We start from the raw sequence: 15,099 nt of genomic DNA on the forward strand, positions 1-15,099 counted from the left end.
TTATTTTTGTACTACGATATTTTCTTGTGAGGGATCGACATGCTGCATTTGCAGCTTTTCCGTTGCGATCCGTTCAACACGGCTATGGTCGCCGAGCGCGTTCTCCTCAAGGATCAAGTTGCGCCATTCGATATCCAGCGCATCTCGCTCCAGAACAAGCTGCTCACGCTGCGCAGTCAGTAACCGCGTATGGTGTGCTGTTGTCACGACGGTAACCGCCGTCAAAATAATGCAAATGAACAGGCAGAGTGGCAGCTTCCCAAACCGCAAAAGATCGTCACCGATCACGCCAGGCAAGGCATGGCGCTCGTTGCTTCCTATCGATCCTTTAACTTTGCTGAGGGCTTCTGTCACTCTGCTGATCATGCGTTCGTCCTCTCTGCAATACGCAGAACTGAACTACGGGCACGAGGATTCTCAGCTACCTCTTCTTCACCCGGCATCATCTTGCCTAGTGCTCTTAACTCACGGCCGCCCAGCTTTTTGATCTGCGCTTCGGTCATCGGTATTCCAGCCGGTACCTGAGGACCACGGCTTTGTTCACGCATAAAGCGTTTCACAATGCGGTCTTCAAGCGAATGGAAACTGATGATCGAAAGGCGACCACCTGGAGCCAGCACGCTGAGCGAGCTTTTTAGCGCCTGCTCTATCTCCTCCAGTTCACTGTTCACCCAAATGCGCACCGCCTGGAAGGTACGGGTCGCGGGATGTTTGAATTTGTCCTTCACCGGCATTGCCGCTGCAATAACTTCCGCCAGCTCTTTGGTGCGGGTCATCGGTTCGATGCGGTTGCGCTCCACGATGGCGCGCGCAATGCGTTTGCCGAAGCGCTCTTCGCCAAAGGTTTTAATCACCCAGGCAATGTCTACTTCATCGGCGGTTTGCAGCCATTCGGCCGCTGACTGACCGCGTGTTGGGTCCATACGCATATCTAACGGACCGTCACGCATAAACGAGAAACCGCGCTCTGCATCATCGAGCTGTGGTGAAGAAACGCCGAGATCGAGAAGAATCCCGTCGATCTTACCGGTCAGTCCACGCTCGGCGACATAGTCAGCCAGCGCAGAGAAAGGTCCATGTACGATGGAGAAACGGGGATCGGTAATCGTTTTTGCAACGGCAATAGCCTGCGGATCGCGATCGATTGCCAGTAAACGTCCCTCTTCGCCAAGCTGGGAGAGGATCAGACGTGAGTGACCACCGCGACCAAATGTCCCGTCAATGTAGATGCCGTCTGGACGAATATTCAGGCCGTTTACGGCTTCATCCAGCAACACCGTTGTATGTTTATAATTTTCCGTCATTTTATAGAGACAAATCCTGCAATCGTTCCGACAACGCGCCAGTAACAGACTGCTCAGCGTCGATATCTTCCTTGACCTGTTGATACCAGGTCGTTTCATCCCACAGCTCAAACTTATTGAACTGCCCAACCAGCATCACTTCTTTCGTTAGCCCTGCGTGTTGCCGCAGAATGGGTGCTATCAGTAATCGACCAGCGTTATCCATCTGACATTCGCTGGCATGACCCAACAATAAGCGCTGTACGCGACGCTCAACTGGATTCATGCTCGACAGACGCGATAGCTTCTGCTCGATTATTTCCCATTCAGGCAGGGGGTACAGCAGCAGGCACGGGTGATGGATGTCAATGGTGCAAACCATTTGACCGGTAGCGCTCTCAAGCAGTTGATCCCGATAACGGGTAGGCACGGATAAGCGCCCTTTACTGTCGAGATTAACTAACGTTGCTCCCCGGAACATGCCAGTCTCACCCCCAATTACCACTTTATCCCACAAATTCCCACTTAAAGGAGTTTACGGAGCGGAGGAAAACCTTGTCAAGCAAGTCGCGGCGCTTAGCGGAGCAAAAAACCCATTGTTTACGGCTAATATCAGCGTTGAACAAATTCCGTACAGCAAACGAAGCAAATTAACGTCATGAATATTTGTAAGAAAAAAATCCAACAACTCATCATTGTTTAAAACAACTGAATATCATCCAAAGAAAATATAAAGTGTCAGTTTGCGACGCGAGCGGCATTTTAGGACAATATGCAGCGAGTTAACAGTACCAGTTAATCGGTCTGTACGCCGCGCAGAGCCGAGGAAAGCACCAGATGGCCGCAATACGAGAGCAAAGTGTTTGTTAATTCGGCAAATCCATACAAGCATGTAACAAAATAATACAAGCGTAACGCGTCGTTACGTATCAATAACCCAAAAATGGATAGTTGCATTTTTAATTCGGGGTATTTCAAGAATGATTTCAGATAATTCTAAAGAATATTCTTAAATATAATGCGGTTATTTCTGAGAATAGAAAAATTGAAGACGTCAGAGGCTTATCCCGCCGACGTCATCAATTGAGGAAACTTAGTTACGGCTGAGAATACCGCGACGGTACAGATTACGCCGTATACGCGTTAAACCTGGTTTTGGTTTACGCGGTTCGTCCAGACTTGCCAGTACAATCTCCAGCACGCGTTCTGCGACATCACGATGGCGCTGTGCCACTGCCAGTACCGGGCACTGCAGGAAGTCGAGCAGTTCGTGATCGCCAAAAGTCGCAATCGCTAAATCAGACGGCAGCTGCCCGTCACGACGCAGGGTCACATCCATCACGCCCTGCAACAGGGCAAACGACGTGGTAAACAACGCCTGAGGCATTGGGTGCGTTTCCAGCCATTTATCAAACAGCTGCGCAGCCGCTTCCCGCTCATAGCTGTTGGCGTACAGGAAATGGACTTCACGCGGATCGTCCTTCCACGCGGTACGAAAACCCTGCTCGCGCAGGAAACTGACGGATAATTCAGGAAGCGCGCCCAGATAGAGGACGGTTTCAGCAGGGAATTTGCGTAACTCCTCTGCCAGCATTTCCGCATCATCCTGATCCGCCCCCACAACGCTGGTAAAATGTTCGCGGTCCAGTGCACGGTCCAGCGCCACAATCGGGAATGAACTGTTTGCCCAGCGTTGGTAGAACGGATGCTCAGGCGGCAAAGAAGTCGACACAATAATGGCATCGACCTGGCGCTGTAAAAGATGCTCAATACAGCGCATTTCGTTATCCGGCTGATCTTCAGAGCAGGCAATCAACAGCTGATACCCACGCTGACGCGCCTGGCGTTCCAGATAGTTTGCGATCCGGGTATAGCTTGTGTTCTCAAGATCCGGGATCACCAGCCCGATAGAACGTGTGCGTCCAGCACGCAGCCCGGCCGCCACGGCATTCGGGTGGTAATTATGCTCACGCACCACCGCCATGACTTTTTCAACCGTTTTGTCGCTTACGCGATATTGCTTTGCTTTGCCATTAATAACGTAGCTTGCAGTCGTTCGCGAAACGCCGGCCAACCGAGCGATTTCATCCAGTTTCACAATTGCCCCTTGCGTAAAATGTACAAACCATAACCTTTTAGATGGCATGGATTAAACTTCTTAACATCTAAGCGCAGAATAATGACTGCGGCAACCGCTTTTGTCTCTGGTTACTGCTGATTTCGCAAAAAAAAGCGCAGCAGGTAGCATCAGCGAAAGCGGGTTCGTTACCTGCAGGCAGGATAAGGCGTTTATGCCGCTATCCGGCATGACCTCCACGATGAGGCCTGATAGCCTTTGCTTACCAGGCCTACGGTTGACGATTAGCGCATAATTTTATCGCCACGGGAGAGTCCCACCACACCGGAACGAGCAACTTCCACAATTTTGGCGACTTCACGCAAGGTTGCCAGAAACGCATCCAGCTTGTCGCTGGTGCCCGCCAGTTGTACGGTGTAGATAGACGGCGTCACGTCGATGATTTGCCCGCGGAAAATCTCCGTGTTGCGTTTCACCTCCTCCCGGCCATAACCGCTGGCCTGGATTTTCACCAGCATGATTTCTCGTTCAACATGGGCACCCTGCCCCAGCTCGCTAACGCGCAGAACATCCACCAGTTTGTGGAGCTGCTTTTCGATCTGCTCAAGGACTTTCTCATCCCCTACCGTCTGAATCGTCATCCGCGATAAGGTGGGGTCGTCGGTCGGCGCGACGGTCAGGCTTTCAATGTTGTATCCACGCTGGGCGAAGAGGCCAATCACCCGCGACAATGCACCCGACTCATTTTCCAGCAATACTGATAATATCCGGCGCATAATCAGGTCCTCTCCGTTTTGCTTAGCCACATTTCATCCATCCCGCCCCCACGAATCTGCATCGGGTAGACATGCTCACTGCCGTCGACGGTGACGTCGACAAACACCAGGCGATGGTTACGCACATGCTCCAGCGCTTCACCCAGCTTGCTCTCCAGTTCATCTGGATGATTAATCTGGATACCGATATGCCCATAAGCCTCAGCAAGGCGCACAAAATCGGGCAGCGACTGCATGTAAGACTGGGAGTGACGCCCGGAGTAGATCATGTCCTGCCATTGTTTGACCATGCCGAGATAACGGTTGTTAAGGTTGAGCACCAGCACCGGCAGTTCATACTGCAGCGCCGTCGACAGCTCCTGGATGTTCATCTGAATGCTGCCATCCCCGGTGACGCACACTACCGTTTCATCCGGCAATGCCATTTTCACCCCTAACGCCGCAGGTAAACCGAATCCCATCGTGCCGAGGCCGCCTGAGTTAATCCAGCGACGCGGTTTATCGAACGGATAATAAAGTGCGGCAAACATCTGATGCTGGCCAACGTCAGAGGTCACATACGCTTCCCCTTTCGTCAGACGCCAGATGGTTTCAATCACCGCCTGCGGCTTAATGCTTTCGCTTTGCGTGTCGTATTTCAGACACTGACGGGCGCGCCAGTGCTCAATCTGTTGCCACCAGTCACGGTTATCATCCAGTGGCTGCTGTGATTTCTCTTGCTCCAGCAGTTCGAGCATTTGATCCAGCACCAGACGGGCATCACCCACAATCGGAATATCCGCAGTAACGGTTTTAGAAATAGAGGTCGGATCGATGTCGATATGCAGCACGGTCGCATTCGGACAATATTTTGCCAGGTTATTCGTCGTTCGATCGTCAAAGCGAACGCCGACAGCAAAGATCACATCGGAATGATGCATGGTCATATTCGCTTCGTAGGTACCGTGCATCCCTAACATGCCCAGCGCCTGACGATGCGTGGCCGGAAACGCGCCCAACCCCATTAGCGAGGAGACAACCGGCAGATTCAGCGCTTCAGCAATCTGAGCTAACTGCTCATGGCAAGCAGCATTGACCGCGCCACCGCCCACATAGACAACCGGTTTCTTCGCCGCAACCAGCGTCTGTAGCGCCCGTTTGATCTGTCCTTTGTGCCCCGTCGTCGTCGGATTATACGAGCGCATACTCACCGAGTCCGGCCAGCTATAAGGCAGTTTCTTCGCCGGATTCAGAATATCCTTCGGCAAATCCACCACCACCGGCCCAGGACGACCGCTTGCTGCCAGCCAGAAGGCTTTTTTCAGCACCTGCGGGATATCTTCCGTTTGTTTGACCAGGAAGCTGTGTTTTACCACCGGGCGGGATATACCTACCATGTCGCACTCCTGGAAGGCATCGTAGCCAATCAGCGACGTTGCGACCTGTCCGGAGAGGATCACCAGCGGAATGGAATCCATGTAAGCCGTTGCGATTCCGGTAATCGCGTTGGTCGCCCCCGGTCCGGAGGTAACTAATACGACCCCCACTTCTCCCGTGGCACGCGCAAGGCCATCAGCCATATGTACCGCCGCTTGTTCATGGCGGACCAGCACATGATCAATACCGCCGACCGTATGCAGCGCATCATAAATATCGAGGACGGCCCCCCCGGGATAACCGAATACCTGCTTCACACCCTGATCGATGAGCGATCGGACGACCATCTCGGCTCCAGACAACATCTCCATGGCTTGCCTCACTCTTATAACGAATTACGGTTTAACAACACATTAACCGCTGACGATGACGCATGGCAATTGACTCCGAAGGGGGGTCACTGGAGTAAATAAGAATAAAAAGGAGGAAAGAAGCGAATAAACGGAGAATTAAACCAGCATAAGCAATCAGTATGATAAATAATCGCTTAAAAATGGGAACTGACAGCAATTACTCTATTTTTTGACACTTTTGGACAGACGTAAAAAATAGAGTTCAGCATAAAATTTCAGTTATAAAGACAAAAGCAGAATAAACAGGATGTATTGTCCGGTTTACTCTGCCAAGTGCTACTGCTTACAAACGGAGACTAACAGCTCTTCCATCCATTGATGTCCTTTATCTCGGCCCGCGGCTTCATGCCAGGAAAGATAGCATGTGCGGCTGTTCAATTTTAACGGTAAAGGTAAGATCTGTAGTTCTAAAGAATCGGCAAATTCTTCTGCTAACCAACGCGGCGCAATAGAGACCAAATGCGTTTGCGACACAATATTAAGAACGCTAATTAATGCCATGCCCTGATAAGCTACGCAGGATTGTTTATCCGGTGTGTCATACCATGGTTGGCTGAATGATGCGAAGCGATCAAGTGACACCACCGCATGCTGTTCATTATAGACATCGCTTTCCAGTAACGGACCACTAATGCGCGGATGCTTTTTACTTGCGACTAACACCATTTCGTCATTGAATAACGGAATACTGGTAAATTCAGGACGACGGAATTCTTCATAGCTAATAACGAATTCTGTTTCCTGGTAACGTAATTGATGCTCTGTATTTTGATTGAGTGAAGATTTAAATACGACATGAATGTTTGGTGCAACTTGCTCAACCCGATTATAAATCAACGACGTCAGGATATTATCCAATGGGCTGCATACGCAAAGATTGAATACGCGCTCGCTGCTGGCTGGCTCAAAACCCGATCCAGGCAGTTCATTTTGCACTAATTGCAATGCCTGGCGAACAGAACCAAATAGCTGGAAGGCTCTTGCTGTCGGCTGGATACCGCGTCCATAACGAACAAAAAGCTCATCATTAAACATCACTTTCAGGCGCGCGACCGCATTACTGACAGCAGGTTGCGACATTCCTAAAGTATGCGCGGCACGGGTAATATTTTGTTCTTGCATCACCGCATCAAAGACGGTTAATAAATTAAGATCAACCATGCGAAGCTGTGGCTTCCCCATATCTATAATATTTGTTTTATCTATTATTTTTACTTCTGGCATATTTAACTCCACTGTCACTCTAAACTCCCTTTTCCCAGACGGAGTGAAGAAATAATCTCCGTTAATATGATTTACCATACATATAAGATGAGAAAAAGAAAAAACATTAAAATTAGGAAAACATAAAGGTACAAACCTAAATGAACAAAAGACCAATGCGAGCGCAGTGTGGCAGGTGTCACTGCACGGTGATTCATATGTTTAAATTTCAAAAACAATATAACCATAAGCATGGCGAATATACAATCATACGTATCGTGAATACGTATTTAAGTTTTAATTAAATGTTTATATTATTAATACATTAAAAGTTAACATTAATTTATCAATTATGTGGTGTTACACTGCCCATAGCCATTCATGATTACTATAAAAACAGATAAATCATAAAGATATGAAATCCCAAGGGCGACCTTTTCTTCAGTTCGCCGTTACAATAAATGCAAATAATTATGCTCAAATATGTCAAACCATGAAAAGTATGTACAACCATCAACTGATTAATTTTATGTACTCCGAAAAATTCAGCACAATTCGCTTAAGTTTTGCAGAAACTTCTCCCCTCAAGTAAGGCATTTGCAGGAGTGAGGGTTGACATCAGTCTTCATATCCAGTACCACTAAAAGCATATCGCATTCGCCTGGAGCTTAATTGATGACTTACATTGCTCGTTTTAACGGTCTACTACTACTAAACGCATCTTCATTGCGCGGTAGACTGGTGGACGACATTCAGCATTAAGTCAGCTCCAGTTAAGACAAAAACCCGCGCCGTTGCGCGGGTTTTTTTATGCTCGAAGCAAGGCGCCCTAAGTAACCAAGGACCTAAACCATGAGCCAGCAAGTCATTATTTTCGATACCACCTTACGCGATGGTGAACAGGCGTTACAGGCAAGCCTGAGTGTGAAAGAAAAACTGCAGATTGCGCTGGCCCTTGAGCGTATGGGCGTTGACGTGATGGAAGTAGGTTTCCCCGTTTCTTCACCGGGCGACTTTGAGTCAGTTCAGACCATTGCTCGTCAGGTTAAAAACAGCCGCGTTTGCGCCTTAGCCCGCTGCGTAGAAAAAGATATCGACGTCGCTGCAGAATCGCTGAAAGTCGCTGAAGCTTTCCGTATTCATACGTTTATCGCCACCTCGCCGATGCACATCGCGACGAAATTACGCAGTACGCTGGATGAGGTCATTGAGCGCGCGGTCTACATGGTTAAGCGTGCGCGTAATTATACCGATGACGTGGAGTTCTCCTGCGAAGATGCAGGCCGTACCCCTATCGCCGATCTGGCTCGCGTTGTTGAAGCTGCTATTAACGCGGGTGCCAAAACCATTAACATCCCCGATACCGTCGGTTACACCATGCCTTTCGAATTTGGGGCAATCATTTCTGGCCTGTATGAACGCGTACCAAATATCGATAAAGCCATCATCTCCGTACACACCCATGATGATTTAGGTTTGGGCGTCGGCAACGCGCTGGCAGCCGTTCACGCCGGAGCGCGTCAGGTGGAAGGCGCGATGAACGGTATCGGCGAACGCGCCGGTAACTGTTCACTGGAAGAAGTGATCATGGCGATCAAGGTGCGTAAAGATATCCTGAATGTACAGACCCGCATCAATCACCAGGAGATCTGGCGTACCAGTCAGTTAGTCAGCCAAATCTGCAACATGCCAATTCCGGCAAACAAAGCCATTGTCGGTAGCGGCGCCTTTGCCCACTCCTCCGGCATCCATCAGGACGGCGTACTGAAAAACCGTGAAAACTACGAAATCATGACGCCTGAATCCATTGGTCTGAACCAGGTACAGCTGAACCTGACCTCCCGTTCCGGACGCGCCGCGGTGAAACACCGTATGGACGAGATGGGATATAAAGAAAATGAATACAGCCTGGACAACCTGTACGACGCATTCCTGAAACTGGCGGACAAAAAAGGTCAGGTATTTGATTACGACCTGGAAGCGCTGGCCTTCATTAATAAACAGCAGGAAGAACCGGAGCATTTCCGTCTGGATTACTTCAGCGTTCAGTCCGGCTCCAATGACATCGCCACCGCCTCCGTCAAGCTGGCCTGCGGTGAAGAAGTTAAAGCCGAAGCGGCGAACGGTAACGGTCCAGTCGATGCTATTTATCAGGCTATCAACCGTGTAACTGAGTACAACATCGAACTGGTGAAATACAGCCTGACCGCCAAAGGGCACGGTAAAGATGCGCTGGGTCAGGTGGATATCGTTGCCAACTATAACGGTCGTCGTTTCCACGGCGTCGGTCTGGCGACAGATATCGTCGAATCTTCTGCTAAAGCGATGGTGCATGTGCTGAACAACATCTGGCGCGCCGAAGAAGTCGAAAAAGAATTGCAACGCAAAGCTCAGAACAACGAGAACAACAAGGAAACCGTGTGATGTCGAAGAATTATCATATTGCTGTTTTGCCGGGTGACGGTATTGGCCCGGAAGTGATGGCGCAAGCCCTGAAGGTACTGGACGCAATCCGCAACCGTTTTAACATGCGCATTACCACCAGCCACTACGACGTGGGTGGTGCCGCGATCGATAACCACGGTCAGCCGCTGCCACCTGCAACGGTTGAAGGCTGTGAACAAGCTGACGCCATTCTGTTTGGCTCCGTTGGCGGCCCGAAATGGGAAAACTTACCGCCAAACCAGCAGCCAGAGCGTGGCGCACTGCTGCCATTGCGTAAACACTTCAAATTATTCAGCAACCTGCGCCCGGCTAAGCTCTACCAGGGGCTGGAAGCGTTTTGCCCTCTGCGCGCAGATATTGCCGCGAACGGTTTCGACATCCTGTGCGTACGCGAACTGACTGGCGGGATTTACTTCGGTCAACCAAAAGGCCGCGAAGGCAGCGGACAACATGAAAAAGCCTTTGATACCGAGGTTTATCACCGTTTCGAGATCGAACGTATTGCGCGTATCGCGTTTGAATCCGCTCGCAAACGTCGCCGTAAAGTTACGTCGATTGATAAAGCTAACGTACTGCAAACGTCTATTCTGTGGCGCGAAATTGTCAATGAAATTGCTAATGAATACCCGGACGTTGAACTGGCGCATATGTACATCGACAACGCGACTATGCAATTAATTAAAGATCCATCCCAGTTCGACGTGTTGCTGTGCTCTAACCTGTTTGGTGACATTCTGTCTGATGAGTGCGCCATGATCACCGGTTCAATGGGCATGTTACCGTCCGCCAGCCTGAATGAGCAGGGCTTCGGTTTGTACGAGCCTGCTGGCGGCTCCGCTCCGGACATCGCCGGAAAAAACATTGCCAACCCTATCGCCCAGATCCTGTCGCTGGCGCTGCTGCTGCGCTACAGCCTGGATGCCAATGATGCGGCAACCGCAATTGAGAGCGCCATCAACCGCGCATTAGAAGAAGGCATTCGCACCGGTGACTTAGCCCGTGGCGCTGCCGCAGTCAGTACCGATGAAATGGGCGACATCATTGCCCGTTACGTCGCAGAAGGGGTGTAATCATGGCCAAAACGTTGTACGAAAAATTGTTTGATGCGCACGTCGTCTTTGAGGCGCAAAACGAAACCCCACTGTTGTACATCGACAGGCATCTGGTGCATGAAGTGACCTCTCCGCAGGCGTTTGATGGTCTGCGCGCGCATGGCCGTCAGGTGCGCCAGCCAGGTAAAACCTTTGCCACCATGGATCACAACGTCTCTACCCAGACCAAAGATATCAACGCGTCGGGTGAGATGGCGCGCATCCAGATGCAGGAGCTGATTAAGAACTGTAACGAATTTGGCGTCGAGCTGTACGACCTGAACCATCCGTATCAGGGTATCGTTCACGTGATGGGGCCAGAACAAGGCGTGACGTTGCCGGGTATGACCATCGTCTGCGGCGATTCCCACACCGCTACACACGGCGCGTTCGGCGCACTGGCGTTTGGCATTGGCACCTCTGAAGTTGAACACGTTCTGGCGACGCAGACCCTGAAACAGGGGCGCGCCAAAACCATGAAGATTGAAGTCAACGGTAAAGCAGCCCCTGGCATTACCGCCAAAGATATCGTGCTGGCGATTATCGGTAAAACCGGTAGCGCAGGCGGAACCGGACACGTGGTTGAGTTTTGTGGCGAAGCCATCCGTGCATTGAGCATGGAAGGCCGGATGACCCTGTGCAACATGGCCATTGAAATGGGCGCCAAAGCGGGTCTGGTCGCACCGGATGAAACGACCTTTAACTATGTTCAGGGTCGTTTACACGCACCGAAGGGCGAGGATTTTGACCACGCGGTTACATACTGGAAAACCCTGAAAACCGACGACAACGCGACGTTTGATACCGTCGTTACCCTGCAGGCAGAAGAGATCGCTCCGCAGGTCACCTGGGGAACAAACCCGGGTCAGGTCATCTCGGTGAACGATAATATTCCCGACCCGGCGTCATTTGCCGATCCCGTTGAGCGTGCATCAGCTGAAAAAGCGCTGGCGTATATGGGGCTGAAACCGGGTATTCCGTTAACGGAAGTGGCTATCGATAAAGTGTTCATCGGTTCCTGCACCAACTCGCGTATTGAAGATTTACGCGCCGCGGCAGAAATCGCCAAAGGGCGCAAAGTTGCGCCGGGCGTGCAGGCACTGGTGGTGCCGGGCTCTGGTCCGGTGAAAGCGCAGGCGGAAGCAGAAGGTCTGGATAAGATCTTTATCGAAGCCGGTTTTGAATGGCGTTTACCGGGCTGTTCCATGTGCCTGGCGATGAACAATGACCGCCTGAACCCAGGCGAACGCTGCGCATCCACCAGCAACCGTAATTTTGAAGGTCGTCAGGGCCGCGGTGGTCGCACGCATTTAGTCAGCCCGGCCATGGCCGCCGCTGCCGCCGTAACCGGTCATTTTGCCGACATTCGCAGCATCAAATAAGGAAACTACCATGGCAGAGAAATTTACCCAGCATACCGGCCTGGTTGTCCCACTGGATGCCGCCAACGTTGATACCGACGCAATTATCCCTAAACAGTTTTTGCAGAAGGTTACGCGCACCGGTTTTGGCGCCCATCTGTTTAACGACTGGCGTTTCCTGGACGAAAAGGGCCAACAGCCGAATCCTGAGTTCGTTTTAAACTTCCCGGAATATAAAGGGGCATCAATTCTGCTCGCACGGGAAAACTTTGGCTGCGGCTCTTCACGCGAACATGCGCCGTGGGCACTGACCGATTACGGCTTTAAAGTGGTGATCGCACCAAGCTTCGCCGACATCTTCTACGGCAACAGTTTCAATAACCAACTGTTGCCGGTGACCCTGAGCGACGCGCAGGTAGATGAAATGTTCGCGCTGGTGAAAGCCAATCCGGGCATTAAATTTGAAGTGGATCTGGAAGCGCAGGTGGTGAAAGCAGGCGATAAGTCCTATAGCTTTAAAATCGACGACTTCCGCCGCCACTGCATGCTGAACGGTCTGGACAGCATCGGGCTGACGCTGCAGCATGAAGCGGCCATCACCGAGTACGAAGACAAGCAGCCAGCGTTTATGCAGTAATCTCTCCCGCTGGTCACCACACGGTGACCAGCCCCTTCTCTTCGCCTACAGCGTATCGCCGTAATAGATTTGGTAGCCAAGATTGACGCTGCCCGGCGCATCTTTCCCGTTCAAACGCTTAATCAGAATATCCGCCGCCGTTTTGCCAATCTCAAAGCGTGGCGTAATCACGCTGGCGATTTTTTGCAGCCTCGCACGGCCAATTTCCAGCCCGTGGAAACCGGCAATCGCCATTTTTCCCGGCACATCGTACTGCTGTGCCTGACACTCCAGCAGCGCGCCAACCGCCAGGTCATCGTTGGTACAGAAAATAGCGTCAATATCCGGCTTTTCCGCCATCGCCTGCTGGAACATCTTGCGGCCCAGCGCCACCGACGAAATAGTTTTTGGCGCCAGGTGGTACGCTTCCAGTCCCTGCGCCGCCAGCGCTTTCTCGGTGCCGCGAAAACGGCTAAGGTCTCGGGGGTCATCCATCGAGCCAAAGAAAGCAATGCTGCGTTTACCGCTGTCGATAAAAGCCTGCGTCATTTCAAACGCGGCTTTTTCGTTATCAAACCCAACCTGTATATCAAGATACTGGCCGCTAATATCCATCAGTTCCGCCACCGGTACGCCGCTGGCGCGCACGTACTGGATCATTCGCTCGGTATGCAGCTTTCCCGTGAGGATCAGGCCGTCGATATTGTAAGAGAGCAGGTTCAGCACCTCGCGTTCTTCACGCTCGGCATCATATTCGTAGTTGGCGATCAGCGTCTGGTACTGGCAGGCCGAGGTGACGGATTCAATCCCCGCCAGCACGTCGGCAAAGATCTGATTACGAAACGAGGGGATCAGCACACCAATGGTTTTGCTACGTGCGTTGAGCAGAATTTCCGGGGCACGGTTGGGGATGTAGTTGTTCTCTTCCATCACTTTCGAAATCAATTCGCGGCTGCGTTGCGACACCTGATTCGGGTCACGCAGATAACGGCTGACCGTCATCTTATTCAGCCCGGCCAGATTAGCGATATCCTGTAATGTCATCCGATTGTTTTTCATGAGGTTCTCTACGACCAACAGCCCATTATGCTCGCAGAGAACCTTATCACAGCCGGTTAGCGACTGCACTCCTCGCTCAACCTTAACGCGTAGCCATCTCAGCCGACGGCGACGTGGTTTCATTTTGCGCACGAACGCAGTACATCAGCACCACCGACGCCAGCAGAGCAATCGCCATGAAGGTGTAGGAGACGCCCGGCCCGCCGGTCACACCGTTGAGGTAACCCACCAGCCACGCGCCGAGGAATGCCCCTAACGCGCCAAAACTGTTGATCATCCCCATCGACACGCCGGAGACGTTGCGCGGCAGCAGTTCGGGGATCAGCGCAAAGAACGGCCCGTAAGGCGCATACATACAGGCGGCGGCCACAACCAGCAGCGCGTAGGAGAGCCAGAAGGACTGGTTGCCCAACAGCCACGAGGCAAAGAACGCGATGGCGGCAATCAACAGCAGCGGCCAGATAAACAGCTTACGGTTCTGGAACTTATCGGACAGCCAGGAGACGGTCAGCATCAGGCAGATCGCCGCCAGATACGGTACCGCTGCCAGCCAGCCCACCGCCACGATGTCCATCTGCGCCGCATTTTTGAGGATTGACGGCATCCACATCATGAAGCCATACACGCCGATGCTCCACAGCGCATGCACCGCGCAAAGCATAATGACGCTGCGTGAACGCATCGCTTCACCGTAGTTACGCATCGGTTTGATGTCGCGCTGCTCGCGATCCATCGCCTGCTGTAATGCCTGTTTCTCCTGCTCGCTCAACCAGCCCGCATCCGCCGGTTTGTCCCGTACCAGAATCACCCAGCAGAACGCCCAGATCACCGCCGGGATACCTTCGATAATAAACATTTCGCGCCAGCCCCAGGCTTCAATCAGGTAGCCGGAGACAATCGACATCCACAGCACTGTGACCGGGTTGCCGAGAATTAAAAAGGTGTTGGCGCGCGAGCGTTCAGTTTTGGTAAACCAGTTGCTGATATAAATCAGCATCGCGGGCATCACCGCCGCTTCGACGATGCCGAGAATAAAGCGGATCGCCATCAGCGTTGGGATATTGCTGACAAAGCCGGTCGCCGCGGCACAAAGCCCCCAAAGGATCAGGCTGTAAAAAATCATTTTGCGCACGCTATGCTTAACGGCGTACATCGCGCCCGGCACCTGGAAAAAGAAATAGCCCAGGAAGAATAATGCGCCAATTAACGATGCTGTTCCCTGAGTAATCCCTAAGTCATGTTCAATACCGGCGGCAGCGGCAAAGCCGTAATTGGCGCGGTCGAGATAAGCTAAGCTGTAGGTAATAAAAATAATCGGCATTAAATACCACCAGCGACGCGCTGGCAGTTTTGCGAGCATATTCATACTCACTCCTTGGATTATTGTTTTATCGCTCAGGCCGCGCGTTGCGGCCCATT

General features: G+C 51.6%; 14 protein-coding genes. 5 read left to right on the top strand and 9 right to left on the bottom strand.

What is annotated here, in order from left to right; all coding sequences use genetic code 11:
- From ftsL to leuO, 7 genes are all read right to left on the bottom strand, one after another.
- Positions 1-366, bottom strand: coding sequence for a cell division protein FtsL (ftsL, locus tag BZK40_RS17195; protein ID WP_000625651.1), 366 nt, complete (start codon positions 364-366; stop codon positions 1-3).
- On the bottom strand, positions 363-1,304 hold the full coding sequence (rsmH, locus tag BZK40_RS17200; protein WP_079935002.1) for a 16S rRNA (cytosine(1402)-N(4))-methyltransferase RsmH: 942 nt from the start codon (positions 1,302-1,304) through the stop codon (positions 363-365). Before rsmH ends, ftsL begins: the two co-directional genes overlap by 4 nt.
- Position 1,305: 1 nt before the next feature.
- Positions 1,306-1,764, bottom strand: a complete 459-nt coding sequence (gene mraZ / locus BZK40_RS17205; protein WP_003018792.1) for a division/cell wall cluster transcriptional repressor MraZ — start codon at positions 1,762-1,764, stop codon at positions 1,306-1,308.
- 612 nt (positions 1,765-2,376) lie between these two features.
- Positions 2,377-3,381 carry a catabolite repressor/activator gene (gene cra / locus BZK40_RS17215; RefSeq protein WP_003018794.1) on the bottom strand — a complete coding sequence of 335 codons (1,005 nt, stop codon included), beginning with the start codon at positions 3,379-3,381 and terminating at the stop codon, positions 2,377-2,379.
- Between the two features lie 263 nt (positions 3,382-3,644).
- A complete protein-coding gene (ilvN, locus tag BZK40_RS17220) occupies positions 3,645-4,136 on the bottom strand; it encodes an acetolactate synthase small subunit (RefSeq protein WP_003829566.1) in 492 nt (163 codons plus the stop codon).
- 2 nt (positions 4,137-4,138) lie between these two features.
- Positions 4,139-5,863: an acetolactate synthase 3 large subunit gene (ilvI, locus tag BZK40_RS17225; RefSeq protein WP_020996230.1), complete on the bottom strand. Its 1,725-nt coding sequence runs from the start codon at positions 5,861-5,863 to the stop codon at positions 4,139-4,141.
- Between the two features lie 318 nt (positions 5,864-6,181).
- A complete protein-coding gene (leuO, locus tag BZK40_RS17230) occupies positions 6,182-7,129 on the bottom strand; it encodes a transcriptional regulator LeuO (RefSeq protein WP_020996231.1) in 948 nt (315 codons plus the stop codon).
- 654 nt (positions 7,130-7,783) lie between these two features.
- On the opposite strand from leuO, the gene leuL reads away from it, so the two are divergent.
- From leuL to leuD, 5 genes are all read left to right on the top strand, one after another.
- Positions 7,784-7,870, top strand: coding sequence for a leu operon leader peptide (gene leuL, locus BZK40_RS24465; protein ID WP_048998978.1), 87 nt, complete (start codon positions 7,784-7,786; stop codon positions 7,868-7,870).
- Positions 7,871-7,960: 90 nt separating this feature from the next.
- Positions 7,961-9,532, top strand: a complete 1,572-nt coding sequence (gene leuA / locus BZK40_RS17235) for a 2-isopropylmalate synthase (RefSeq protein ID WP_003829569.1) — start codon at positions 7,961-7,963, stop codon at positions 9,530-9,532.
- Positions 9,532-10,623, top strand: a complete 1,092-nt coding sequence (leuB, locus tag BZK40_RS17240; protein ID WP_003829570.1) for a 3-isopropylmalate dehydrogenase — start codon at positions 9,532-9,534, stop codon at positions 10,621-10,623. Before leuA ends, leuB begins: the two co-directional genes overlap by 1 nt.
- A gap of 2 nt (positions 10,624-10,625) precedes the next feature.
- Complete coding sequence (leuC, locus tag BZK40_RS17245) at positions 10,626-12,026, top strand: 3-isopropylmalate dehydratase large subunit (RefSeq protein ID WP_048227098.1); 1,401 nt, start codon at positions 10,626-10,628, stop codon at positions 12,024-12,026.
- 10 nt (positions 12,027-12,036) lie between these two features.
- Complete coding sequence (gene leuD / locus BZK40_RS17250; protein WP_003829572.1) at positions 12,037-12,642, top strand: 3-isopropylmalate dehydratase small subunit; 606 nt, start codon at positions 12,037-12,039, stop codon at positions 12,640-12,642.
- Between the two features lie 45 nt (positions 12,643-12,687).
- Here leuD and idnR read toward each other — a convergent pair whose 3' ends face one another.
- Positions 12,688-13,680 carry a DNA-binding transcriptional regulator IdnR gene (gene idnR, locus BZK40_RS17255; RefSeq protein ID WP_032944294.1) on the bottom strand — a complete coding sequence of 331 codons (993 nt, stop codon included), beginning with the start codon at positions 13,678-13,680 and terminating at the stop codon, positions 12,688-12,690.
- 82 nt (positions 13,681-13,762) lie between these two features.
- On the bottom strand, positions 13,763-15,046 hold the full coding sequence (locus tag BZK40_RS17260; protein ID WP_003829574.1) for an MFS transporter: 1,284 nt from the start codon (positions 15,044-15,046) through the stop codon (positions 13,763-13,765).
- Positions 15,047-15,099: the final 53 nt, after the last annotated feature.

The sequence above is a fragment of the Citrobacter portucalensis genome (assembly GCF_002042885.1).
Taxonomy (GTDB): domain Bacteria; phylum Pseudomonadota; class Gammaproteobacteria; order Enterobacterales; family Enterobacteriaceae; genus Citrobacter; species Citrobacter portucalensis.